This is a genomic window from Pseudomonas sp. Irchel 3E20 (genome assembly GCF_900187645.1).
GTDB lineage: Bacteria > Pseudomonadota > Gammaproteobacteria > Pseudomonadales > Pseudomonadaceae > Aquipseudomonas.
On the sequence record NZ_FYEE01000002.1, the window covers coordinates 389,868 to 412,374 of the forward strand.

The 22,507-nt window shown below is 65.1% G+C and carries 22 protein-coding genes; 9 read left to right on the forward strand and 13 right to left on the reverse strand.

All coding sequences use genetic code 11. The annotated features are described in order from the left end of the window. Window positions 1–260 precede the first annotated feature (260 nt). On the forward strand, window positions 261–1,469 hold the full coding sequence (locus CKW13_RS05165) for an ammonium transporter (protein ID WP_095107518.1): 1,209 nt from the start codon (window positions 261–263) through the stop codon (window positions 1,467–1,469). 44 nt (window positions 1,470–1,513) lie between these two features. Here CKW13_RS05165 and CKW13_RS05170 read toward each other — a convergent pair whose 3' ends face one another. Continuing rightward, complete coding sequence (locus CKW13_RS05170; protein ID WP_095107519.1) at window positions 1,514–3,469, reverse strand: monovalent cation:proton antiporter family protein; 1,956 nt, start codon at window positions 3,467–3,469, stop codon at window positions 1,514–1,516. Between the two features lie 170 nt (window positions 3,470–3,639). On the opposite strand from CKW13_RS05170, the gene CKW13_RS05175 reads away from it, so the two are divergent. From CKW13_RS05175 to CKW13_RS05185, 3 genes are all read left to right on the forward strand, one after another. After that, complete coding sequence (locus tag CKW13_RS05175; RefSeq protein ID WP_095107520.1) at window positions 3,640–3,876, forward strand: glutaredoxin family protein; 237 nt, start codon at window positions 3,640–3,642, stop codon at window positions 3,874–3,876. A gap of 137 nt (window positions 3,877–4,013) precedes the next feature. After that, on the forward strand, window positions 4,014–4,334 hold the full coding sequence (locus CKW13_RS05180; protein ID WP_095107521.1) for a transcriptional regulator: 321 nt from the start codon (window positions 4,014–4,016) through the stop codon (window positions 4,332–4,334). A gap of 68 nt (window positions 4,335–4,402) precedes the next feature. Further along, complete coding sequence (locus CKW13_RS05185) at window positions 4,403–5,293, forward strand: pseudouridine synthase (RefSeq protein ID WP_095107522.1); 891 nt, start codon at window positions 4,403–4,405, stop codon at window positions 5,291–5,293. A gap of 54 nt (window positions 5,294–5,347) precedes the next feature. Here CKW13_RS05185 and CKW13_RS05190 read toward each other — a convergent pair whose 3' ends face one another. Both CKW13_RS05190 and mobA read right to left on the reverse strand, forming a co-directional pair. Continuing rightward, a complete protein-coding gene (locus CKW13_RS05190; RefSeq protein ID WP_095107523.1) occupies window positions 5,348–5,569 on the reverse strand; it encodes a YgdI/YgdR family lipoprotein in 222 nt (73 codons plus the stop codon). 76 nt (window positions 5,570–5,645) lie between these two features. Further along, window positions 5,646–6,248 carry a molybdenum cofactor guanylyltransferase MobA gene (gene mobA, locus CKW13_RS05195; RefSeq protein WP_095107524.1) on the reverse strand — a complete coding sequence of 201 codons (603 nt, stop codon included), beginning with the start codon at window positions 6,246–6,248 and terminating at the stop codon, window positions 5,646–5,648. 78 nt (window positions 6,249–6,326) lie between these two features. Between mobA and moaB the strand changes: the two genes are divergently transcribed. The 3 genes from moaB to yegS all read left to right on the forward strand — a co-directional run bounded on the left by moaB (window position 6,327) and on the right by yegS (window position 9,066). Beyond that, window positions 6,327–6,866 carry a molybdenum cofactor biosynthesis protein B gene (moaB, locus tag CKW13_RS05200; RefSeq protein ID WP_095107525.1) on the forward strand — a complete coding sequence of 180 codons (540 nt, stop codon included), beginning with the start codon at window positions 6,327–6,329 and terminating at the stop codon, window positions 6,864–6,866. After that, window positions 6,850–8,076 carry a gephyrin-like molybdotransferase Glp gene (glp, locus tag CKW13_RS05205; RefSeq protein WP_095107526.1) on the forward strand — a complete coding sequence of 409 codons (1,227 nt, stop codon included), beginning with the start codon at window positions 6,850–6,852 and terminating at the stop codon, window positions 8,074–8,076. The genes moaB and glp overlap by 17 nt, the downstream gene beginning before the upstream one ends. Before the next feature lie 84 nt (window positions 8,077–8,160). After that, entirely contained in the window at window positions 8,161–9,066 is a 906-nt protein-coding gene (gene yegS / locus CKW13_RS05210; protein ID WP_095107527.1) for a lipid kinase YegS, read from the forward strand. Here the strand turns inward: yegS and CKW13_RS05215 are convergent. The 3 genes from CKW13_RS05215 to CKW13_RS05225 form a co-directional block, all read right to left on the reverse strand. Then, window positions 9,050–9,700: a response regulator transcription factor gene (locus CKW13_RS05215; RefSeq protein ID WP_095107528.1), complete on the reverse strand. Its 651-nt coding sequence runs from the start codon at window positions 9,698–9,700 to the stop codon at window positions 9,050–9,052. The two genes, yegS and CKW13_RS05215, sit on opposite strands and share 17 nt — an antisense overlap. Then, complete coding sequence (locus CKW13_RS05220) at window positions 9,697–10,590, reverse strand: sensor histidine kinase (protein WP_095107529.1); 894 nt, start codon at window positions 10,588–10,590, stop codon at window positions 9,697–9,699. The genes CKW13_RS05215 and CKW13_RS05220 overlap by 4 nt, the downstream gene beginning before the upstream one ends. Window positions 10,591–11,073: 483 nt before the next feature. Then, the gene (locus CKW13_RS05225) at window positions 11,074–11,544 is read right to left on the reverse strand and encodes a hypothetical protein (protein WP_095107530.1); all 471 of its coding nucleotides are present in this window, start codon (window positions 11,542–11,544) and stop codon (window positions 11,074–11,076) included. Window positions 11,545–12,096: 552 nt separating this feature from the next. Between CKW13_RS05225 and CKW13_RS05230 the strand changes: the two genes are divergently transcribed. Further along, the gene (locus CKW13_RS05230) at window positions 12,097–13,032 is read left to right on the forward strand and encodes a chemotaxis protein CheV (protein ID WP_095107531.1); all 936 of its coding nucleotides are present in this window, start codon (window positions 12,097–12,099) and stop codon (window positions 13,030–13,032) included. 67 nt (window positions 13,033–13,099) lie between these two features. Continuing rightward, window positions 13,100–13,906, forward strand: a complete 807-nt coding sequence (locus CKW13_RS05235) for an MOSC domain-containing protein (RefSeq protein WP_095107532.1) — start codon at window positions 13,100–13,102, stop codon at window positions 13,904–13,906. Window positions 13,907–13,964: 58 nt separating this feature from the next. On the opposite strand, the gene CKW13_RS05240 is transcribed toward CKW13_RS05235, so the two are convergent. The 7 genes from CKW13_RS05240 to CKW13_RS05270 form a co-directional block, all read right to left on the reverse strand. Further along, window positions 13,965–14,249 carry a pyrimidine/purine nucleoside phosphorylase gene (locus CKW13_RS05240; RefSeq protein ID WP_095107533.1) on the reverse strand — a complete coding sequence of 95 codons (285 nt, stop codon included), beginning with the start codon at window positions 14,247–14,249 and terminating at the stop codon, window positions 13,965–13,967. Between the two features lie 80 nt (window positions 14,250–14,329). Next, entirely contained in the window at window positions 14,330–14,872 is a 543-nt protein-coding gene (locus CKW13_RS05245; protein WP_095107534.1) for an exonuclease domain-containing protein, read from the reverse strand. Between the two features lie 79 nt (window positions 14,873–14,951). Then, window positions 14,952–16,913: an acetyl/propionyl/methylcrotonyl-CoA carboxylase subunit alpha gene (locus tag CKW13_RS05250; RefSeq protein WP_095107535.1), complete on the reverse strand. Its 1,962-nt coding sequence runs from the start codon at window positions 16,911–16,913 to the stop codon at window positions 14,952–14,954. Window positions 16,914–16,997: 84 nt separating this feature from the next. Beyond that, window positions 16,998–17,801 carry an enoyl-CoA hydratase-related protein gene (locus CKW13_RS05255; protein WP_095107536.1) on the reverse strand — a complete coding sequence of 268 codons (804 nt, stop codon included), beginning with the start codon at window positions 17,799–17,801 and terminating at the stop codon, window positions 16,998–17,000. Continuing rightward, window positions 17,798–18,955, reverse strand: coding sequence for a citronellyl-CoA dehydrogenase (gene atuD, locus CKW13_RS05260; RefSeq protein ID WP_095107537.1), 1,158 nt, complete (start codon window positions 18,953–18,955; stop codon window positions 17,798–17,800). The genes CKW13_RS05255 and atuD overlap by 4 nt, the downstream gene beginning before the upstream one ends. Window positions 18,956–18,988: 33 nt before the next feature. Next, window positions 18,989–20,605 (reverse strand): geranyl-CoA carboxylase subunit beta, encoded by a 1,617-nt coding sequence (atuC, locus tag CKW13_RS05265; protein WP_095107538.1) that lies wholly within the window; start codon window positions 20,603–20,605, stop codon window positions 18,989–18,991. Then, window positions 20,606–22,408 carry an acyclic terpene utilization AtuA family protein gene (locus tag CKW13_RS05270; RefSeq protein WP_095107539.1) on the reverse strand — a complete coding sequence of 601 codons (1,803 nt, stop codon included), beginning with the start codon at window positions 22,406–22,408 and terminating at the stop codon, window positions 20,606–20,608. It abuts the gene before it with no gap. Between the last annotated feature and the right edge of the window lie 99 nt (window positions 22,409–22,507).

The following is a 22,507-nucleotide window of genomic DNA, read 5'->3' on the forward strand; positions in this document are numbered from 1 at the left end:
GGCTGGTACAGCTTTTGCTTTGTGCTGGTGCATCGCCGCTTGGGTTTTGCGCTGAAAACGCGCGCCGAGTGATGAAAACCTTAACCTAAATAACTGAAACCTGCGGAAATACCCTAGCGGCAATTTGCCCCATTGTTGATTCCTGCGCCAAAGCGGTTCACCGAAGAAGAAACCGCGCCCCGCCCAGGTGCCAATTTGGTGCGTAAAAAGCGTTCGCGAGCTGCTTTGGTGCTTTTTCCTGCCTGTGGGGCTGCCCTCCAATGGACCATTTGCAAAGCGCCGTGACCAGCCTGGTCCACGGCTCCAACACGTTGTTTATTCTCATGGGCGCAGTCATGGTACTGGCCATGCACGCCGGGTTCGCGTTCCTTGAAGTGGGCACGGTACGCCAGAAGAACCAGGTCAACGCCTTGTGCAAAATCCTCAGTGATTTTGCCGTCTCGACCCTGGCCTACTTCTTTATCGGTTATTGGATTTCCTACGGCGTCAGCTTCATGCAGCCGGCGGCGGCGCTCAGCACCGACCACGGGTATGGGCTGGTGAAGTTCTTTTTCCTGCTGACGTTTGCCGCGGCCATCCCGGCGATTATTTCCGGCGGCATCGCCGAACGGGCCCGGTTCGCCCCGCAGCTGTGCGCGACGGCGCTGATCGTGGCGTTCGTCTACCCGTTCTTCGAGGGCCTGGTGTGGAACGGCAATTTCGGCCTGCAAGCCTGGCTGCAAGGGCGGTTTGGCGCGCCGTTCCACGACTTTGCCGGCTCCGTGGTGGTGCATGCCATGGGCGGTTGGCTGGCGCTGGCGGCGGTGTTGCTGCTGGGGCCGCGCCAGGGACGTTACCGCGATGGGCGCTTGGTGGCGTTCGCGCCGTCGAGTATTCCGTTTCTGGCCCTGGGGTCGTGGATTTTGATTGTCGGCTGGTTCGGCTTCAACGTGATGAGCGCCCAGACCCTGCAAGGGGTCAGTGGCCTGGTGGCGGTCAACTCGCTGATGGCCATGGTGGGAGGCACCGTGGCGGCGCTGGTAGTAGGGCGCAACGACCCGGGCTTTCTGCATAACGGCCCGCTGGCCGGGCTGGTGGCGGTTTGCGCCGGCTCCGACGTGATGCACCCCTTGGGGGCGCTGGTGACCGGTCTGATCGCCGGGGCGCTGTTCGTCTGGTGCTTCACCGCCGCCCAGGGCAAATGGCGGATCGACGACGTATTGGGGGTGTGGCCCTTGCATGGCGTATGCGGCGTCTGGGGCGGGATTGCCTGCGGGGTGTTCGGCCAGCAAATGCTCGGTGGTATCGGCGGGGTCAGCCTGGCGAGCCAGTTGCTCGGCACCGCCCTGGGCGTGTTGGTGGCCCTGGCCGGCGGCTTTGCCGTGTACGGCGCGATCAAGTACGGCCATGGCCTGCGCCTGAGCCAGGAAGAGGAGTACTACGGCGCCGACCTGTCGATCCACAAGATTGGCGCCATCAGCCAGGATTGAGGCGCTGCTCTGTAGCAAGCGGGCGAGCCCGCTTGCTAAGGGGGTCAGCCGCCCAGCAACCGTGCTTCGCAGGCTTCAATGGCGGCCAGAGGGCCGGACATCAGCACCTTGTCGCCGGCCCGTAGCGCGGTGGTGCCTTCCACCGCCAGTTCCGCGCCTTCGCGTTGTACCGCTTGAATGTCCACCCCCAGCAGTTCCAACGCCAGGTCACTGAGGGTCAGGCCGCAGGCATGGGCGTCGGGCGCCAGGTTGACCGCGTGCATCAGCACCTTGGGCTGGCCGCGATTGTCCAGCAGGTTGCCCTGGGCGCCGTGATAGAAGCCGTGGAGCAAGCGGTAGCGGGTCTGGCGCACTTCGTCGACGCGGGCCTGGGCCTGCTCTTCGGGCAGGCCGAGCATCACCAGGGCATGGGAGGCGAGCATCAGGCTCGACTCCAGCAACTCCGGCACCACCTCGTTGGCGCCGGCGGCCTGCAACTCGCTCAACTGACTGTCGTCGCGGGTACGCACCAAAATCTGCACCTGCGGGTTGAGGCGTCGCGCCTCCTTGAGCACCGTCAGGGCGATGTCGGTCTTGTCGACGGCAATCACCAGCAAGCGTGCGCGGTCCAGGCCCACGGCGCTGAGCAGCTCGCCGCGGCGCGAGTCGCCGTAGTGCACGCAGCTTTCGCCGGCGGCGGCTTCTTGCACCCGCACCGGGTCGTCGTCCAGGGCGATGAAGGTTTGTTTTTCACGGCGCAGGAAACGGCCGATGGACTGGCCCACGCGGCCATAACCGCAGATCACCACGTGGCCGTGAAACCCGGCGTTGAGGGCGGTGATTTCGTCGAGCTTGGCCTCTTCGTTGGGTTTGCGGTGCAGGCGCGCCGCGATGCCTGGCGCGGCCCGCAGCAGCAGCGGCGTGAGCACCATGGAGCAGAAGGTGGCGGCCAGCAGCAGGCCGCTGATCTCGGCGGGCATGAGTTGGCTTTGCTGCATCTGCGCCATCAGGGCGAAGCAGAATTCGCCGCCCTGGGCCAGCGCCAGGCCACTGCGCCATGCCGTTTCGCCGTCGCTGCCGCGCCACTTCACCAGTGCGGCGACAATGGCGCCCTTGACCAGCAGCAGGCCCAGGGTCAGGCCCAGAATCAGCAGGCTGTGGCTGACGAACAGTTGCAGGTCGATGAGCATGCCGATGCTGACGAAAAACAGCCCCAGCAGGATGTCGCGAAAGGGCCGGATATCGGCCTCGATCTGATGGCGGTAGTGGCTTTCCCCCAGCAGCATGCCCGCCAGGAACGCCCCCAGTGCCGGCGACAGGCCCAGCAAGTGGGTCAGCCACGCCGTCATCAACACAATCACCAGGGCCAGCAGCACGAACAGTTCGGCGGAATGGGACGCGGCCACCTCATGGAACAGCCGCGGCAGCAGCCAGCGGCTGGCCAGGGCCAGGCCGACGAACAGGATCACGGTCTTGACCAGGGTGATCGGCAGCGCCCAGTACCAGGCCTGGTCGCTCTGGCCGGCAAACACCGGCACCAGGGTCAGCAGCAACACCGCGACCACGTCCTGGAACAACAACACGCCAATGGCGTTCTGACCGTGGCTGCTGAAAATCTCCCCCAGGCTGGTCAGCTCCTTGCTGACGATGGCGGTCGACGACAACGCCAGCCCCGCGCCAAGCATCAGCGCTACGGCCAGCGGCATGCCGAACAGGCTCAGCACGCCCCCCAGCAACAGGCCGCTTATCAGCACTTGCAGGCTGCCCAGGCCAAACACCACGCGGCGCAGGGCGAGCATTTTCGACAGGGAGAATTCCAGGCCCAGGGAAAACAGCAGGAACACCACCCCCAGTTCCGCCAGGTCCGGCAGGTGCTCGCTGTCATTCACCCAGTCGAACGCGGTGGGCCCCACCAGCAGGCCGACACACAGGTAGCCCAGCACGGGTGGCAGTTGCAGGCGCCGGAACAGCGCGATCACCACCAGCGATGAGGCAAGAATGATTAACAGGTTGGCGAACACAGGCGTCTCCGGTCAGGGGCGTGGAATACACAGCGTAGAGGCAAAAAAAGCCGCGAGTTTCGTTTAATCGCGCCTGTGGCTTACTGACGCAGGTCAGGGGTTGGCCCGATGGCTGCCATCAGTGCGCCATGGGGCTAGACTATGGGCCCGTCTCTTTTCGGTTTTTTGTCATGCCTCCTGAATGTCAGCTGTACGGCACCCTGGGTTGCCACTTGTGCGAACTGGCCGAAGAGGTCCTCATGCCATTGGTCGAGCACGGCTTGATGGTGGAACTGGTGGATATCGGCGAAAGCGAAGCGTTGGTCGAGGCCTATGGCCTGCGCATCCCGGTGCTGCGGCGCATCGATACCGGCGCCGAATTGGGCTGGCCGTTCGACGCTGAGCAAGTGGTGAACTTTTTGCAATGACGGTCGCCTCCATTGGTCGCGGCCCTCGGTAATCGGTTGGCCAGGGGCACGATATTCGTTTACTGTATGCGTATACAGTTATTCGAGTGTCGCGCCACCTCTCGAGGTGGCGAGGCCCGCACGTCGAGGGATGCACCATGGTCAATGTCGAACAATTGAAGAACAGCGTGAACCGGATGTCCGCCGACGTCGTCCGTGAAGCGGTGCTGGAACTGCGCCTGGATGGGTTGGTCACCGAAGGCAAGACGCCGTTCGGCAAAGTGCATTTCAATACCTGTTTTGCAGAGATCGAAGCCCTGTTCCAGCGTGCCGGCTACCACCGCCAATTGGATGTGGTGGGCTACCAGGGTCTTCTTTATGCCCTGTATGACCCGGCGCGCTGGGAAGCGGTCGATGTGCTGCGCTGGCTCAAGGACTTCACCGAAGCCGCCGCCGAGGCCGGCGTGACCACGGCCTGAGGCAGCGGGCTAGGTTCGCGGGCACCGTTGCCGGATAATGCCGGCCAGCATTTGGCCAGAGTCCTGTTATGTCTACCTCATCGTTCAGCGCTGCGCAGCACCAAGCCAGCACCCTGTACCTGCCACCCGGCGCGTGGCCGACGGTGCTCGATTGCCTGTGCGAGCATTTTCGCGCCATCAGCCGCCAGCAGTGGCTGGACCGCATTGCCCGGGGCCGGGTGCTCGATGGCAATGGCGCGCCGATCAATGCCGACCTGCCGTACCGCGAAGGCCTGCGCATCCATTACTTTCGCGAAGTGGCCGCTGAAAAACCGATCCCGGTGCAGGAACACATTCTCTACGCCGACGAACACCTGGTGGTGGCTGACAAACCCCACTTTCTGCCCGTGACCCCGGCGGGCGAGTACGTCGAGCAAACCTTGTTGCGCCGCCTCATCCGGCGCCTGGATAACCCGCACCTGGTGCCCCTGCACCGCATCGACCGGCACACGGCGGGGCTGGTGCTGTTCTCGGCCAACCCGCAGAGCCGGGCGGCGTATCAGTCGCTGTTCCCCACGCGCCAGATCGACAAGCACTACGAAGCCATCGCCCGGGCGCTGCCCCAATGGGCGTTCCCCCTGGTGCACAAAAGCCGTTTGGTGGAAGGCGAGCCGTTTTTCCGCATGCGCGAAAGTGCGGGGGTGAGCAACACTGAAACCCGGGTGACGGTGCTTGAGCAAAACGACGAGTGGTGGCGCTACGGGTTGTTCCCGGTCACCGGCAAGAAACACCAGTTGCGGGTACACATGAGTGCGCTGGGGGCGGGGATCTGCAACGACCCGTTCTACCCAGAGGTACTCAAGGACGCCCCGGACGACTACACCAGGCCTCTCAAACTGCTGGCCCGGAGCCTGCGCTTTGTCGACCCCCTCAGTGGTGAGGCGCGCCACTTCGAGAGCCTTCTGACCCTGGCTTGGTAAGGCCTACAAAAGCAAAAACCCGCACGGGGCGGGTTTTTGCATCAAGGCCTGGGCTTACAGGTCTTTGACGGTGCGCACCTGGTCCTTGTTGATACGGGTTTGCTTGCCGTCCAGTTGTTCAAACTCATAGAAGCCGGATTCTTCATCGTACTGCGGGGTATCGACAGCCTGGATTTCACGGCCGTCGTTGAGCGTAATCACTGTTGGCGAAGCGCAACCGGCGAGGGTGGCGAGGCCCAGTGCGAGCATCAGGGAGGCGAGGGTCCGTTGAGTCATGGTGTTTCTCCGAAAGTGAATACTTTGAGTACTGACGTTCTGACGTATACATCGCGAGCAAGTTCCATGGCTAGTGTCATTCTGACACTTCGCCAGGGCGATCCAGCAACTGCGGTGTGTTGAGGTTGGCCAGGCGCGGGTCGTTGGCCGGGCACGGCAAGGCCTGTGCGGCCAATTGCCGCATGACCTTGCCGGGGCTGCGCTCGCCGTGGGCCCAGGCGTTTTCAAAGGCTGGCGCCAGGGCTGTGGGGATGACGCACAGCAACGGCTCCCAATGCTCGCCGTGGCGCAGCATCAGGGGTTTATCTGGCTGTTGGCGGGCGGCGTCGCGCATGGCGTGGAGCAACGCGGCGTCCAGTTGCGGCACATCACAGGGCAGCACCAGCAAGTAGTCGTGGCGGGCGGCGGCCAGGCCAGCGCGGATACCGGCCAGGGGCCCGGGGAAATCGGCGCAGTCGTCGTGCACCAAGCGGTCGGCGTAGGGCGCATACAGCTCCAGGTTGCGGTTGCACGAGACGATCAGGTCGTCCGTCAGCCCCCGCGTGAGGCGGTGCAGGTGGGCGATCAAGGGCTCGCCGCGCCAGGGCAGCAGGCCTTTGTCCTGCCCGCCCATGCGCTGGCCGCGGCCACCGGCCAGCAACAGGATCGAACAGGGCGGCAGCGGGGGCAGGGTGGTCATGGTGCCTCGCAACAGGGCTTGAAAATGGGGCGCTGTGATATAACACCCGGCCGTGTCTCCTACAACTGGATCGAGCCTATGAACGCCAAGGCTGAAGTGCCTTTCGCCCCGCTGAACATCGCGGTGCTGACCGTCAGCGATACCCGCACCCTGGACACCGACACCTCGGGCCAGGTGTTCGTCGACCGCCTCACGGCTGCCGGCCACCACCTTGCGGCGCGGGTGCTGCTTAAGGATGACCTGTACAAAATCCGTGCTCAGGTCGCCACCTGGATCGCCGAAGACGTGGTGCAAGTGGTGCTGATTACCGGTGGCACCGGGTTCACCGGCCGCGACAGCACGCCCGAAGCGGTCACCTGCCTGCTGGACAAGCAAGTCGATGGCTTTGGCGAGCTGTTCCGCCAGATCTCGGTGGCCGACATCGGCACCTCCACCGTGCAGTCCCGCGCCCTGGCCGGCATGGCCAACGGCACCCTGGTGTGCTGCCTGCCGGGTTCGACCAACGCGGTGCGCACCGGTTGGGACGGCATCCTCGCCGAGCAACTGGACGCGCGCCACCGCCCGTGCAATTTCGTGCCCCACCTCAAGCAAGCCGCACCTTGTGAAAGCCGTGGATAAGCCCGGCAAGAACGGCGCCCTGATGCCCGTCGAAGCGGCCCTGGCGCGGTTGCTGGAAATGGCGGGCGGCGCACCCATCACCGCCGATGAAGAACTGCCCTTGGCCCAGGTCCAGGGCCGGGTGTTGGCCCAAGACCTGGTCGCCACCCTCGATTTGCCGCCCTGGCCCAATAGCGCCATGGATGGCTACGCCCTGCGCGTGGCCGATTGGACGGGCCAGGCCTTGCCCGTGAGCCAGAAAGTGTTCGCCGGCCAGGCGCCCGAACCCTTGCTGCCCGGCACCTGCGCGCGGATCTTCACCGGCGCGCCCGTGCCCGCCGGCGCGGACTGCGTGGAAATGCAGGAAAACGCCCAGGTGCAGGACGACGGTCGCGTGAGCTTCAGCCAAGCGCTGCACAGCGGTCAGAACATTCGCCCGCAAGGCCAGGAAACCACCGTGGGCGAAGTGGTGCTGAACGCCGGCACACGCCTGGGGCCGATCGAACAAGGCTTGGCCGCCACCCTGGGCAACGCCCGCTTGCGCGTGGTGCGCCGCGCCCGGGTGGCGGTGTTGTCCACCGGCGACGAGTTGATCGAACCGGGCCTGCCCCTGGGCCCAGGGCAGATCTACAACAGCAACCGCGTGCTGCTGTGCAGTTGGTTGCAGCGCCTGGGCTGCGAGGTGGTCGACGCCGGGATCTTGCCCGACGACCTGGCCACCACCCGCCGCCGTTTGGCGGAACTGGGGGACGTGGACCTGATCCTCTCCACTGGCGGGGTATCGGTAGGCGAGGCGGATTTCCTCGGTGTGGCCCTGCGCGAGGAGGGCGAGCTGGCCCTGTGGAAACTCGCCATCAAGCCCGGTAAACCCCTGACCTGCGGGCATTTTCGCGGTGTGCCGGTGATCGGCCTGCCCGGCAACCCGGCATCCACCCTGGTGACCTTCGCCCTGTTGGCGCGGCCTTACCTGTTGCGGCGCATGGGCGTGCAAGCGGTCGAGCCGCTGAAATTCCCGGTGCCCGCCGGGTTCGCCTGGCCTAAACCGGGCAACCGTCGCGAGTACCTGCGTGCACGCCTGGAGCAGGGCCGCGCCATCATTTACCGCAACCAGAGTTCCGGGGTGCTGCGCAGCGCGGCGTGGGCCGAGGGCCTGGTGGAAGTGATGGAAGGCAGCACGCTGGTGGAGGGCGATTGGGTCAATTTCATCCCCCTAAGCGAAATGTTGGGTTGAAGTGCCCGGCACGCCGCCGGACTTTTTCGCCACTGTCATAGGTCAACATCCTCTGAGGTTTCTCAATGACGGGAGTGACGAGTCATGGCTGAGCGCAAGGCGTTGTTGATTTTGCACGGCAAGCAGGCGCTGAACGAGGACGTGCGTGCCGCCGTCCAGGCCAAGCGCGACGAGGGCTGGGACCTGGCGGTGCGCCTGACCTGGGAGGCCGGCGATGCCCAGCGCCTGGTGCAGGAAGCGATCGGCGCCGGTTACCGGCAACTGATCGCCGGTGGCGGTGATGGCACCTTGCGTGACATCGCCGAGGCCATCGCCCACAGCGCCGAGCCGGTGAGCCTGGTGCTGCTGCCCCTGGGCACCGCCAATGATTTTGCGCGGGCGGCCGGGGTTCCGCTGGAGCCGTTGCCGGCCCTGGACCTGCTCGACGTGCCGGCCCAGGCCATTGACCTGGGGGGCGTGGGCGAGCAGGTGTTCCTCAACATGGCCACCGGCGGTTTCGGCAGCCAGGTCACCGCCAACACCTCCGAAGACCTGAAAAAAGTCCTCGGCGGTGCGGCGTACCTGTTCACCGGGTTGACGCGCTTCAGCGAGCTACACGCCGCCCATGGCGAACTGCACGGGCCGGATTTCCACTGGAAGGGCGACCTGCTGGCCCTGGGCATCGGCAACGGCCGCCAGGCCGGTGGCGGGCAGGTGCTGTGCCCCCACGCCCTGGCCGATGATGGCCTGTTGGATATCAGTATCCTGCCCGCGCCCCAGGAAGTGGTGAGCACCTTGCGCGACCTGCTCAGCGGGGGGTTGGGCATCGACAACATGTTCGTGCGCGCGCGCCTGCCCTGGGTCGAGATCACCGTGGCCGAAGGCCTGTACATCAACCTTGATGGCGAACCGCTGGAGGGCGACCACTTGCGCTTCGAAGCGCGGCCGGGGGCTTTGCGCGTGCATTTGCCGGCGGATTCGCCGGTGCTGGGGGCTAGTCGTCGAGGCTGATGATCTGCTCGCGTACGGCAAACAGCACTAGGCCGGCGACGTCGAAAATCTGCAAGCGCTTCATGATTTGCGAGCGGTGGGCTTCCACGGTCTTGATGCTCAGGTTCAGGCCGTTGGCGATTTCCCGGGTGGACTTGCCGCGCACGATCAAACGCAGGATTTCCAACTGCCGCGCCGTCAGGCTGTGCCGTGGCGGTGGTGTGTTGCGGGCCAGGTGCAAGGCCTGGTTGATAACCGTGTGGGCGATGGCCGGGCTCAGGTAGCGCTCGTTGTTGCGCAGGGCCGCCAAGGCCTGCTCGAGTTCGGTGGCGGTGGTGTCCTTGAGCAGATAGCCGTGGGCGCCGGACTCCAGGGTTTGCATGATGAGGTCCGGGTCGGTGTGCATCGACAGGATCAACACCTTGCTCTGCGGGCGCCTGGCCTTGAGGCGGCGCAGGGCCTCCAGGCCCCCGGTGTGCTTCATCGACAGGTCCAGCAGGACGATGTCCGGGGCCAGGGCCTCGACCAGCTCCAGCAGTTGCGCGCCGTCATTGGCTTCGCCCACCACGGCATACCCGGGAATATCCAGCACCAGGGCGCGCACGCCGGCGCGGATCAGCGAGTGGTCGTCCACCAGCAGCAAATTGCAGGTCAATGGATCGCCTTAGGGGCGCTGGCGCGCTCCCGTGCCCGTGGCGCCCAGGGAAACAGCGCTTCGATGCGCGTGCCTTGGCCCAGTTCGCTCGTGACGTGCAAGGTGCCGCCCAACTGATCGATGCGCTCGGCCATCCCCGCCATTCCCGATTGCCCCGCCGGCCCTGGGTATTGCTGCGGGGAAAAGCCCTGGCCGTCATCGCAAATCGACAGCCGCAGGCCCTGGGGCTGGCGCTGCAACTGGATCACCAGGTTCTGCGCCTGGGCGTGGCGCAGGATATTGGTGACAGCTTCCTGGGTGACACGAAACGCGGCCACGGTCATTTCTTCGGGGATCCCGGTCAAGCGCTGCTGGCATTCCAGGCTCCAGTGCAGCGAGGTGTTGGCCAGGGTCTTGAGCAGGTGCGCGCGCAGGCTCGCTTCCAGGCCCAGGCTGGCCAACTGCCGTGGGTTGAGGATGGCCGAAACGTCGCGCACCTTGGCCAGGGTTTCTTCCAGGGTTTCGCACAGCGTCGCGCATTGCCCTTGCAGCTCTTCGGGCAAACGGCGCTTGAGCCAATCGCTTTGCAGCTTGGCGGCGGTGAGGAGCTGGCCGATGTCGTCGTGTAACTCGCGGCTGAGGCGGTGGCGCTCGTTTTCCTGCACTTGCAGCAGGCGCTCGGCCAACTCCTGAGGCTCGAACTTGATCGATTTACGCGAATAGAAGTGGTGCACGCCCAGGCTGGCCAGGGCGGCGAGGTCAAGGATCAGCAGCGCCAGCGGCATGCCGTGGGAACTGGCGAAGGCCAGCAGGTTGCCCAGGGCCGAAAGGGCGCATAGCACGAAGGTCAGCCGTAGGGCCTGCTTTTGCGAGGGGGGCCAGGTCAGGTGTGGTTTCAAGCTAGCGTGCATAACCAAAGGCGCCAGTGAATGTTCGCTGCGGAAGGACCGGTCTGGTCGGCTGACAGCGCCAGGTCCGGACCATGCAAAGTCGTTTTCAAACTGGCGGGATCCGTGTGTTTGAAGCGAGTTTTACACCGAGACTAAATCCGCGTCCGGGTTGGAATCAATAAGCCATTAGTGGCGTAATAATGGTCGGCATACTATCACCTTGCATACCGTTGGTCGCGCTCGGTCTATTGATTTGGGACATCAGTCAACAACTGAAGTTGGTACGAAAGTTCCACGTTCTGACAGGTTTCCCCAATAGGGTAAAAAAGCCGTGAAAGTTGCGCGGGTTTTGTTGTTTGGCGGGCGAAGTTTTTTACCGGTATTGCAAGTTCCAACCCTCTAAGGGGCTGTTTTAAGAGGCAAGTTTAAATGCATTAACTCGCCTTGCCGGGCACCCACTAAGTGCGTGGCAGCACACACTGCAAAGAAACTGGTTCAGGCGCGTCACGCCGGGCCTTGGGCGAAGGTCGCCACGGCCAGGGGCTTGGCCTGGTAGGCCGGCGGTGGTGGCGCTAGGCCCAGGTGGCGGGCGAGCACGTCGAGCAGGGCGGTTTGCTCGTTGTCGTCCAGGGCCAGTTTGCCGGTGCGCGCATCGATCAACTCCAGTTGCCAGGCCAGCAGGGTCAGGCAATCGTGCAGGGCTAGCAGGGCTGGCTCGGCCAGTTCCTGATGCCGCGGGTCACGGCTGAGCAAGGCGTGGATCTGCCGGCAAAACGGCGCGATGACCGACAGCGCCAAGGCGTCGGCGGCGCCGGCCAGTTTGAGCAAGGTGGCCTGCAGGCACTCGATGGCGTCCCGGTCATTGAGTATCAATTGCAGGTGACTGAGGCAGTCTTCTGACTTGGCCAGGAGCGTTTCGGCTTCGAGGAGAAACTCGGGGAAGCGCCGCTGCCATTCCTTCGCGTCGTTCAACATGCTTTTCTCCACAACATTATTGAATGTGAGAGGGGAATGTCGCGTGTGGCGAACGATCGCAATTTAGTTGGGCGCTCGGAATCTTGTATGTAGTCCACTTCCGAAAGTTTACGCACTGAAACAATTGTGTGCGCTATTTCACTTTCTTGTGGGGTTGCAGCATGGTAGGGGCTTGGGTCTTGCGCTGGCCAGGCATGAACGCCAAGAAAGACTGGGCGACGAGCGGCGTTTGTCCAAGGTTCGGGTATCACGAACAAAAGCCTGACTCCATTCATGCAATGAGAATGGCGTCACATTAATGGCTATTGGAAAGGGCGAATATCAGGCCGTGCCTGAGTGCCCATAGGGGAATCCCTTAGGCACAGGAACTTTCTGCCGGGAGGCGGGTCTGGCAGCAGTGATGGCAAAGTAATATGACTGATGTCAGTAAAGCATGATGTTAATGTGACATCAATGCTCGATCGTGGCATTTTGTCGGCAGGGTCAAGGTCCGGCGGTAGCCGCCGATAACTCTGTTTAGTGAATTCATCAGAACAAGCCCAGGAGTCATTAATGGCCGGCATTCTCGACACGGTAGACCAACGCACCCAACTGGTGGGTGAGAATCGCCTGGAAATCCTCATGTTCCGCCTGGCCGGGCGACAGTTGTTCGCGATCAACGTGTTCAAGGTCCAGGAAGTGCTGCAACTGCCCAAACTGACCCTGATGCCCCAGCGCCACCCGTTCGTGTGTGGCGTAGTCAACCTGCGCGGCCAGACCCTGCCGGTGATCGACCTGTCCCAGGCCATCGGCATGCGCCCCCTGGTGCCGGGGCCCGACAGCACCATCATCGTCACTGAGTACAACCGTTCGGTGCAGGCATTTTTGGTGGGCGGCGTGGACCGCATCGTCAACATGAACTGGGAAGCCATCCTGCCGCCGCCCACCAGTGCCGGCCGCCAGCACTACCTGACTGCCATCAGCAAGGTGGACGAGCAGTTGGTGGAAATCATCGACGTCGAAAAAGTACTGGCCGAAATCGTGCCGTACAACGCCAAGGTCTCGCGCGACAAGCTCGACGACCCGCTGCTGGCGCGGGCCATTGGCCGCGAAGTGCTGCTGGTGGATGACTCCAAGGTGGCGCTGTCGCAGTTGCGCGACACGTTGTCGCAACTGGGGGTGAAGATGCACGTGGCCAGTGACGGCCTCAAGGCGTTGAACATGCTTAAGGCCTGGGCCGACAGCGGCGTGGTGATGACCGACAAACTGCTGATGATCTTCACCGACGCCGAAATGCCGGAAATGGACGGCTACCGCCTGACCACCGAGATCCGCAACGACCCGCGCCTGCGCGGCCTCTATGTGGTGCTGCACACCTCGCTGTCCGGCAGTTTCAACGACTCGATGGTCAAGAAGGTCGGCTGCGACAACTTTCTCTCCAAGTTCCAGCCCGACAAATTGGTGGACGTGGTGCGCCAGCGCCTGGTCCTGGATGAAGCGCCGGCCTGATCCCGGCCTTTGATTCGGCCCGCCACCTCGTATAGGGTGGCGTTTTGACCCTATCGGGAGCCGGATCATGCTCTACCTCAGCGCGCTGTATCGTTACCCGCTCAAATCCGCCAAGGCCGAGCCTTTGCAGCAGATCAGCCTGGACAAACTGGGCCTGGACGGGGACCGGCGCTGGATGCTGGTGGACGAAGCCAGCGGCCGCTTTCTCACCCAACGCGCCGAACCCGGCATGAGCCAGCTCACGGCCCTGTGGAACGCAACCGGCGGCCTGACCCTGAGTGCCGTCGGCCGTGCCTCCCTGGACGTACCCTTGCCCGGCGCCGATGAAGCCCTGCGCGGCGTGACCATTTGGCGCGACAGCCTGCGCGTGCCGGACGCTGGTGACGAAGCGGCGGCGTGGGTCAGCGAGTTCATTGGCAAGCCCACGCGCCTGGTGCAGGTGCCCGTGGCGCGGGCGCGCACCACCGAAGCCGGCTATGGCCGCGACGATGACAAGGTGGGGTTTGCCGATGGCTATCCGCTGCTGCTGATCGGCCAGGCGTCATTGGAAGACTTGTCCGGCCGCGTTGGCCGCTCCCTGGAGATGCTGCGCTTTCGTCCCAACCTGGTGATCGAAGGCAGCGGCGCCTTTGCTGAGGATAGCTGGAAACGCATCCGCATCGGCGACGTCGAGTTTCGCGTGGTCAAGCCGTGCTCACGCTGCATCCTGACTACCATCGACCCGCAGACCGGCGAGCGTGATGCCAGCCGCGAACCCCTGGCCACGTTGCAGAAATACCGGGCTCAGGAGGGCGGCGCAATGTTCGGCCAGAACCTGGTCAACGACGGCAACGGCGTGCTGGAAGTGGGCATGCCGGTGACTGTGCTGGAGTAAGGGGTGGGAGTGGGCACGCTCACTCCCACGGGAGGGAAGACACATTCGGGGGCTGCAATCAGCCCCGGTACTCGCACAGGTAAGCCGAGTCGACCGCCACTTTGAGCTGGAACTTGCTGTTGGCCGGGATGTTGAACTGGCTGCCGGCGGGGAAGGTTTCCCAATCGCTGCTCTCGGGCAGCTTGACGGTCAGCGCGCCGCTGACCACGTGCATGATTTCGCGCTGGGCGGTGCCGAATTCGTACTCGCCCGGGGCCATGACGCCGATGGTCGCCGGGCCTTCGGCGGTGCCGAAAGCTATCGATTTGACCGTGCCGTCGAAGTATTCGTTGACTTTAAACATGGGCGATTCCTCGAAATGGGCTGAAAAGGCCGGCCAGTATGCACAAGCCCCCCTGAGCCGTCACCTGCCGCCTGCGGGGCTCAGGCCGGCAGAATCAGCGGCAGCAAGCGTGCGGTATTGCGCGCATCTTCCAGGGCGCGGTGTTGCTGCCCGTTGAATTGCATCCCGGCCAATTGCAGCGCGCCGTTGAGCCCCAGTGGCCGCTCCAGGCGCCGGGCCTTGGCGAAGCGCTGCTTGAGGTTGATATGCGGCACCTGGCGCAGCAGGCTGTGTAACGGCTGGTCGCGCCATTCCTGTTCCAGTTGGCGGCGGTCGTAGTCGCCCCAACTGGCCCAGCCTTCGAGGCGGCTCGCGTGCTGGCCGAGCCAACGCTCGAACAGCGGCCACACCTCGGCCAACGGGCTGGCAGCGTCGATCTGGGCCTGGGTGATGTGGGTCAGCTCGCGGCAGAACGGTGTCAGCAGCGGGCGGCGCAGGGGCCGCACGAAGCGCTGGAAGTGATCCACCTCGCGGCCCTGGCGGGTAACCAGGGTGGCGCCGATTTCAATGATTTCCATCTCGGTGACCGGCCAACCGCCGTCGTCGGTGGTGGCTTCAAGGTCAATTACCAGCCAATGAGGCATTGCAGGGTTCCTGGTATCCGCGTCCTGATGGGGCTTGAGCGTAGCCAAAGCGTAAGGATAAGCCCAGCAGCCCGTAGGACTATTCGACCTCCAATAACACCTGACGGTTCTTCACCTGATCGCCCGGGCTCACCTGCACGCGGGTGACCACGCCGTCGATCCCGGCCTTGAGCGGGTGCTCCATTTTCATCGCCTCCAGCACCAGCAGCGGTTGCCCCGCGTGCACGCGGCTGCCGACCTCCACCAGCACCTGCACAATCGCGCCATCCATGGGCGCCCCCAGCACACCGCTGGCCACCCCGGCCTGGGCCGCCACCGGCGCGTGGGTGTAGTCATGCAGGTGCACGGCGCCCTGGCCGGTGAGCAGCCACAGTTCATCGCCCGCCAGGTGATAGGCGTGGCGGCGGCGCACGCCGTCCCGTTCCAGCAGCAGCCAGCGGCCATCGTCGTGCAGCAGCTTGAGGTCGATCAGTTGTTCGCCGACGCCGATGCACAGGGTTTGATCGCCCCGTGCACTGAGTTCAACGGGCCATTGCTGCTCGCCCTGGCCGATGCGGTAGGTCAGCGCCGTGCCCTGGTGGTTGCGCCAACCTTGCAGGCCCGTGGCGTGGGCGCTGGCCGAGCGCTGGTAGAACAGCGCGGCGGCGATGGCCAACACATAGGCCTGGGGCGGTTGCGGATGCAGGCTGGGGGCATCGGCAAACTGCTGGGCGATGAACCCGGTGCTGAACTGGCCGCTGGCGAAATCCGGGTGAGCGAGCAACTCGGCGAGCAGCCGCTGGTTACTCGCCAGCCCCAGCAGTACGCAATCCTGCACGGCGCGCAGGAGTTTGCGCCGCGCCTCTTCGCGGGTGGCACCGTGGGCGATGAGCTTGCCCAGCATCGGGTCGTAGAACGGACTGATGACTTGGCCCTCCACCACGCCATGGTCCAGGCGCACCCCCGGTTGCAGGGCCGGTTCCCAGCGCAGCACGCGCCCGGTTTGCGGCATAAAGCCCTGGGCCGGGTCCTCGGCGTACAGGCGCACCTCCATGGCGTGGCCGTGGCACGCCACTTGTTCCTGGCGCAACGGCAGCGGCCACCCGGCGGCCACCTGCAACTGCCAGGCCACCAGGTCCAGGCCAGTGGTCATTTCGGTCACTGGGTGCTCCACCTGCAACCGGGTGTTCATTTCCAGGAAGTAGAACCGCCCCTGCTTATCCAGCAAGAACTCCACCGTGCCCGCACCCACATAGTCGACGGCGCGCCCGGCCTTGAGCGCCGCCTCGCCCATGGCCTGGCGCAAGGTATCGGTCAGTACCGGGCAGGGCGCTTCCTCGATGATTTTCTGGTGGCGGCGCTGGATCGAGCAGTCGCGTTCGCCCAGGTAAATCAATTGGCCGTGGTGGTCGCCGAACAGTTGTACCTCCACATGGCGCGGCTCGAGCAACGCCTGCTCGAGGATCAACTCGGCGCTGGCAAAGGCATTCAGCGCCTCGGAGCGGGCGGTGTGCAATTGCGCCACCAGGTCGTTGGCGTGCTGCACCAGGCGCATGCCGCGCCCGCCGCCGCCGGCGCTGGCCTTAATCATCAAGGGGTAGCCGATGCGCGCGGCTTCGCGTGCCAGGGTGGCGTCGTCCTGGGCCGCGCCCTGGTAGCCGGCGATGCAGGGTACGCCGGCCTCGAGCATGGCCAGTTTCGACAGGCGCTTGCTGCCCATCAGCTCGATCGCCGCGCTGCTGGGGCCGATAAAGGTGATGGCCGCGGCCTCGCAGGCCCGGGCGAACTCGGCGTTCTCCGAGAGAAAACCGTAGCCGGGGTGGATCGCATCGGCCCCGGTGCGCCGTGCCGCGTCGAGGATCGCGGCGATGTTCAGGTACGACTGCTGCACCGGCGCCGGGCCGATGTGCACCGCCTCGTCGGCCTGTTGCACATGCAGGGCCTGGGCGTCGGCATCGCTGAACACGGCCACCGTGCGATAGCCCAGGGCATGGGCAGTGCGCAGGATGCGGCAGGCGATTTCGCCACGGTTGGCGATCAGGATTTTGCTGAAACGGGGCATGGCGGCTCCTTGGGGAGTGGGCGCGAAGTGTGGGGGGCGGTGTTTCGCTTGCCATCCAACCCACCTCTATTGGCAGGCCTGTCGCTAGCGCGCCGGGCTCCAGTTGGGCGGGCGCTTTTGCATAAAGGCCTGGGTGCCTTCGCGGCCTTCGGCGCCGGTGGCGGCGTCGGCGAACCAGGCGGCGGCCTGGTCCAGCAACGGCCCCAAGGCTAGTTCGCTGCTGGCCAGCAGCAGGGCTTTGGTCCGCGCGTTGGCGCCGGGGGCGCAGCGCAGCACTTGGCCGAGCACTTCGTCGAGGCGTTCGGCCAGGGCTTGCGGGTCGGCTTCGGTGAAGTGCACCAGGCCCAGGCGCAAGGCTTCGTGGCCGTCGAAGCGGGCGGCGGTGAGGGCCAGGCGCCGGGTGTGGCTGAGGCCGATGCGCTTGACCACGAACGGCGCGATTTGCGCCGGCAGCAGGCCGAGGCTGGTTTCTGGCAGGCCGAAGGTGGCGTTCTCGGCGGCAATGGTGATGTCGCTGACGCAGGCCAGCCCCAGGCCACCGCCCAGCACCACGCCTTGCAGCAGGCTAATCAGGGTTTGCGGCAGCTGTTCGGCCTCTTGCAGCAGGGTGCCGAAGGCGCGGTTCAACGCTTGGCACGCGGCCGGCCCAGCGTGGTGGGCTTGGGCCATGTCCGAAAGGTCGGCCCCGGCGCAAAAATGCCCGCCGGCGCCGCTGAGCACCAGGGCGCGCACCTGGGGTTGTTCGCGCACGGCGGCGAACACGGCGCGCAGTTCGCTGACCATCGCCAGGCTCATGGCGTTGTGGCTTTGCGGGCGGTTGAGGGTGACGTGCAGCACGCCGCCATGGGCGTCGAGCAGCAGGGTGGTGCAGGTGGGCAGAGTGCTCATGGCTTTTTCCCCGGCAGGGTGCCCATCAATTTGCAGATGATGCCCAGCATGATTTCGTCGGCGCCGCCGCCAATAGACACCAGGCGCATGTCGCGGTAGGCGCGGGCCACCGGGTTGTCCCACATAAAGCCCATGCCGCCCCAGTATTGCAGGCAACTGTCGCTGACTTCCCGGCCCAGGCGCCCAGCCTTGAGCTTGGCCATGGATGCCAGGCGCGTGACGTCCTGGCCTGTGACGTACTGCTCGGTGGCCTGGTAGACAAGTGCGCGCAGGCACTCGATTTCGCTGGCCAGTTCGGCCAGGCGAAAGTGGATCACCTGGTTGTCGATCAGCGCATTGCCGAAGGTACGCCGCTCCTGGCAGTAGGCGATGGTGCTGTCGATGCAGTGCTCCAGGCCCTTAATCATGTTGGCGGCGCCGAACAGGCGTTCCTCCTGAAATTGCAGCATTTGCATCATGAACCCCGCGCCTTCGTGGCCGATGCGGTAGTGCTGGGGCACGCGCACGTCGTCGAAGAACACCTGGGCGGTCTGCGAGCTGCGCATGCCGAGCTTGTCCAGGTCGCTGCCCAGGGTGATGCCGGGGCTGTCCATCGGCACCACGATCAGGGATTTGTTGGCGTGGGGCTTGCCGTCCGAGGTGTTGGCCAGCAGGCAGATGAAGTCGGCGCAGGGCGCGTTGGTGATCCACATCTTGCTGCCGTTGATGACGTAGTCGTCGCCGTCCTTGCGTGCGCTGGTCTTGAGCCCGGCCACGTCGGAGCCGGCCCCCGCCTCGGAGACGCCGATACAGCCCACCTGTTCACCGCTGATGGCCGGGCGCAGGAACTGCTCGCGCAGTGCATCGCTGCCAAACCGTGCCAGGGCCGGGGTGCACATGTCGGTCTGCACGCCGATGGACATGGGAACGCCGCCGCAGCGCACGGTGCCGAACTCTTCGGCGGCGACGATGGAATAGCTGTAGTCCAGGCCCATGCCACCGAACTGCTCGGGCTTGGAGATGCCCAGCAGACCGAGGTCGCCGGCCTTACGGAAAATCTCATGGATGGGAAAGCGCCCGGCCCGTTCCCACTCATCGACATAAGGGTTGATCTGGTGCTCGACAAAGCCACGGACGGTGCGGCGCAGTGCTTCGTGTTCCGGGGTGAAGATCATGCGGGTACTCCCTGTCTATGCGGTGGTCGTGAATTAGAACCGCGCCACGCCGAAGGTGTTGGGCTGCAAGGGCCGCACCTGGGCTTCGTGGCAGATGTCCAGCAAGTAGCCCAATAGCGTGCGGCTGTCGCGCGGGTCGATGAGGCCGTCGTCCCACAGGTTGGCGCTGGCGTAGAGGGCGGTGGATTGGCTGTCGAGTTTTTGCGCGGTGGCCTGTTCGAGCATGTCCAGCATCTTCGCGTCCGGTTCCAGCCCTTCCTTGAGTTGCCGGGCCTCGGTAACGATGCGCAGCACCTTGCCGGCCTGGGCGCCGCCCATCACCGCCGTGCGGCTGTTGGGCCAGGCGAAGATGAAGCGCGGGTCCAGGCCGCGCCCGCACATGGCGTAGTTGCCGGCGCCGTAGGAGCCGCCGACCACCAGGGTGAGTTTTGGCACGCGGGCATTGGCCACGGCTTGGATCATTTTTGCGCCGTGCTTGATAACACCGTTGCGCTCGGACTCGGTGCCCACCATAAACCCGGTGGTGTTGTGCAAAAACAGCAGCGGCGTCTGGCTCTGGTCGCACAACTGGATGAACTGCGCCGCCTTGGCCGCGCCCTGGGCGGTGATCGGGCCGTTATTGCCGATCAGGCCACAGGCGCGGCCCTGGATGTGCAAATGGCCGCAGACCGTGTGGGGGTCGTATTCGTTTTTGAAGCCGAGAAAGCGCGAACCATCGGCCAGGCGCGCGACGATCTCGCGTACGTCGTAAGGCTGTTTTGGCTCCGCGGGGATCAGCCCCAGCAGTTCTTCGCTGGGGTACAGCGGTTCGTCATAGGCCTGGGCCGGGCGGTGCGGCAGGTGTGCGTTCCAGCCCAGCAGGCTGACGATTTCGCGCACGATGCGCAGGCCATCGGCGTCGTTCTCGGCCAGGTATTCGGCGGTGCCGGCCACTTGCGCGTGCATCTGCGCGCCACCCAGTTCCTCCTCGCTGGCCACTTCGCCTGTGGCGGCCTTGAGCAACGGCGGGCCGGCGAGGAACAAACGGGCCTTGTCGCGCACCACCACCACATAGTCCGACAGCCCCGGCTGATAGGCGCCGCCCGCCGTGGCCGAACCGTGGACGAGGGTGATCTGCGGCAGGCCCATGGCCGACATCCGCGCCTGATTGGCGAAACTGCGCGCGCCTTCGACGAAGATCTCCGCCGCGTAGTTGAGGTTGGCGCCGCCGCTCTCGGCCAGGGTGATGATTGGCAAGCGGTTTTCCAGGGCGATCTGTTGCAGGCGCAGGGTCTTTTTCAAACCGCTGGGGGAAATGGTGCCGCCCTTGATCGCGCTGTTGTTGGCCACCACCAGGGCGCGCACGCCACTGACGTAGCCGATGCCGGCAATCAGGCCGCCGCCGGCCTGGGTGCCGTCCTTGTCGTCGTGCAGCTTGTAGCCGGCCAGGCTGGCCAGTTCGAGAAAGGGCGCGCCGGGGTCGAGCAGCAGGTTCAAGCGCTCGCGGGGCAGCAGTTGGCCGCGCTGGTCGAACTTGGCTTTGGCCGTGGCGGCCTTGTCCAGCAGGGCCTGTTGCAGGGCCTGCAAGTGGCCGAGGCTGTCGAGCAGGGCGGCGCGGTTGTGGGCGTAGGCGGCGCTGGCGGGGTCGAGGTGGGAGTGGATCACCGGCATTTAGGCGTTCCTCGGCAGGACGTGGTCGGCGATGTGGCGCGGCACCGGGATCTGAATTTCCAGCAGTTGCTGGGCGAACGCCTTGCCCTGGGGGTCGATGCGCAGGCTGGCGACACCGCCGCCGCCCAGGGCGTTTTCCAGGACGAAGTTGAGGCTGTGGCTGGCGGGCAGATACCAGCGCTGCACGCGGCCGTGGATCGGGTCGAGTACGTGGCCCATCCACTCGACCACCACTTGGGCGCTCAAGGCTTCGGCGATCCAGGGCAGAAAGCGCGGCTCGCGGGCCATCACGCCGATGTTGCTGTGGTTGCCCTTGTCCCCCGAGCGCGCCACGGCCAGGTGCACCAACGCCACGCTGGCATCGGCCAGGCCTTCGGCGGCGGGCGGTTCGGCAGGGGCGGGCAAGGTGCTCCACTGCGGCGCGGCGAGTTCCGGCAGCGCGCAGGGGTGGCGCTCGCCGGCCAGTTCCACCGCCAGGGTGCAGGCGCTTTTGTCGATCAAAAACGAGAACAGGCGAATCAGCGGGTACACGCTCGGGCGCCCGCCGACGATCCCGGTCAGCCCCGGCGCCATGCCGGTGGCGGCCTGGGCGATCTCCCGGGAAAACAGCACCAGTGCGGCTTTGAGCGGGTGGCGCACGGCCAGTTTGATAACCACTTCGCGGCTGTCGCGGCGCTGGCCGTGAGGGCCGTAGGTGGCTTCGCTGCCCAACAGTTCAATGTTGACTTCGCTGTAGGGCGCCCAGCCGCGTTCGCTGAACATGTGTGCGGTCTTGGCGATGATCGCCTGGCTCACGCGCTCGGCCTTGGCCACGGCGTCGATGCCGGCGAGCACGCAACTGGCGGTGCAGCGAAAACCGTCCGGGTAGGTGGCGCTGACCTTGTATTGAGCGGTGGGCGGCAGGCCTTTGGCGCCGTGTACCTGGACGCGGTCGGGGCCGTGCTGGCGCAGTTGCACGGCGGTGAAATCGCAGATCACATCCGGCAAGCGATAGGCGCGTGGGTCGCCGATTTCGTAGAGCAATTGCTCGCCCACCGTCAGCGGGCTGACCAGGCCACCGGTGCCGGCGACTTTGCTCACCGTGAACGTGCCGTCGGCGCTGACGTCGACGATGGGGAAGCCGATGTGCTCGTAGTCGGGTACGTCGCGCCAGTCGGTGAAATTGCCGCCGGTGCACTGCGCGCCGCATTCGATGATGTGCCCGGCCAACGCGCCCTGGGCGAGGCGGTCGTAGTCGTCCCAGGCCCAGGCGAATTCATGCACCAGGGCGGCGCTGACCACTGCGCTGTCCACCACTCGGCCGGTGATGACGATGTCGGCGCCCAGTTCCAGTGCGCGGACGATGCCGGGGGCACCCAGGTAGGCGTTGGTGGATACGCACAGCGGCGGCAGCGGGGTGTCGTTGAACATTTCCCGCAGGCCCAGGGTCGCCAGGTGCGGGAACTGCGGTTGCAGGTCATCGCCCAGCAGCACGGCGATTTTCAGCGCCACCCCGGCCCGCTCGCACGCCGTTTGCAGGGCGGCGGCGCAGGCGTGCGGGTTGATCCCGCCGGCGTTGCTGATGACGCGGATGTTTTGCGCGCCGATCTGTGGGAGCAGCGGTGCGAGGACTTCGACAAAATCCGTGGCGTAGCCGGCGTTGGGGTCTTTGAGGCGGGCGCCGGCCAGCAGCGACAGGGTGATCTCGGCCAGGTAGTCGAACACCAGGTAGTCGAGTTGGCCGCCCACCACCAATTGTTCGGCGGCAGTGCTGGTGTCTCCCCAGAATGCGCTGGCGCATCCGATGCGCACGGTCTTGTTCATCACCCAGGCCCTTTGCGAAAGAATGCTGGCGAGACTACCAAGCAAGCGCTTGGTTTGTAAATCCTCGATGCATCTGTGGGCCAAGCGCTTGCTTGGTTG

Bases quoted from the DNA above. Each gene is read 5' to 3' on its own strand.
- CKW13_RS05225 (WP_095107530.1), bottom strand. From the start codon at position 11,544: ATGTTGAACGACGCGAAGGAATGGCAGCGGCGCTTCCCCGAGTTTCTC.
- mobA (WP_095107524.1), bottom strand. From the start codon at position 6,248: ATGACCACCCTGCCCCCGCTGCCGCCCTGTTCGATCCTGTTGCTGGCC.
- CKW13_RS05250 (WP_095107535.1), bottom strand. From the start codon at position 16,913: ATGCCCCGTTTCAGCAAAATCCTGATCGCCAACCGTGGCGAAATCGCC.
- CKW13_RS05230 (WP_095107531.1), top strand. From the start codon at position 12,097: ATGGCCGGCATTCTCGACACGGTAGACCAACGCACCCAACTGGTGGGT.
- CKW13_RS05240 (WP_095107533.1), bottom strand. From the start codon at position 14,249: ATGTTTAAAGTCAACGAATACTTCGACGGCACGGTCAAATCGATAGCT.
- CKW13_RS05180 (WP_095107521.1), top strand. From the start codon at position 4,014: ATGGTCAATGTCGAACAATTGAAGAACAGCGTGAACCGGATGTCCGCC.
- CKW13_RS05255 (WP_095107536.1), bottom strand. From the start codon at position 17,801: ATGAGCACTCTGCCCACCTGCACCACCCTGCTGCTCGACGCCCATGGC.
- CKW13_RS05270 (WP_095107539.1), bottom strand. From the start codon at position 22,408: ATGAACAAGACCGTGCGCATCGGATGCGCCAGCGCATTCTGGGGAGAC.
- moaB (WP_095107525.1), top strand. From the start codon at position 6,327: ATGAACGCCAAGGCTGAAGTGCCTTTCGCCCCGCTGAACATCGCGGTG.
- CKW13_RS05165 (WP_095107518.1), top strand. From the start codon at position 261: ATGGACCATTTGCAAAGCGCCGTGACCAGCCTGGTCCACGGCTCCAAC.
- CKW13_RS05245 (WP_095107534.1), bottom strand. From the start codon at position 14,872: ATGCCTCATTGGCTGGTAATTGACCTTGAAGCCACCACCGACGACGGC.
- atuD (WP_095107537.1), bottom strand. From the start codon at position 18,955: ATGATCTTCACCCCGGAACACGAAGCACTGCGCCGCACCGTCCGTGGC.
- CKW13_RS05235 (WP_095107532.1), top strand. From the start codon at position 13,100: ATGCTCTACCTCAGCGCGCTGTATCGTTACCCGCTCAAATCCGCCAAG.
- yegS (WP_095107527.1), top strand. From the start codon at position 8,161: ATGGCTGAGCGCAAGGCGTTGTTGATTTTGCACGGCAAGCAGGCGCTG.
- CKW13_RS05220 (WP_095107529.1), bottom strand. From the start codon at position 10,590: ATGCACGCTAGCTTGAAACCACACCTGACCTGGCCCCCCTCGCAAAAG.
- atuC (WP_095107538.1), bottom strand. From the start codon at position 20,605: ATGCCGGTGATCCACTCCCACCTCGACCCCGCCAGCGCCGCCTACGCC.
- CKW13_RS05190 (WP_095107523.1), bottom strand. From the start codon at position 5,569: ATGACTCAACGGACCCTCGCCTCCCTGATGCTCGCACTGGGCCTCGCC.
- CKW13_RS05185 (WP_095107522.1), top strand. From the start codon at position 4,403: ATGTCTACCTCATCGTTCAGCGCTGCGCAGCACCAAGCCAGCACCCTG.
- CKW13_RS05175 (WP_095107520.1), top strand. From the start codon at position 3,640: ATGCCTCCTGAATGTCAGCTGTACGGCACCCTGGGTTGCCACTTGTGC.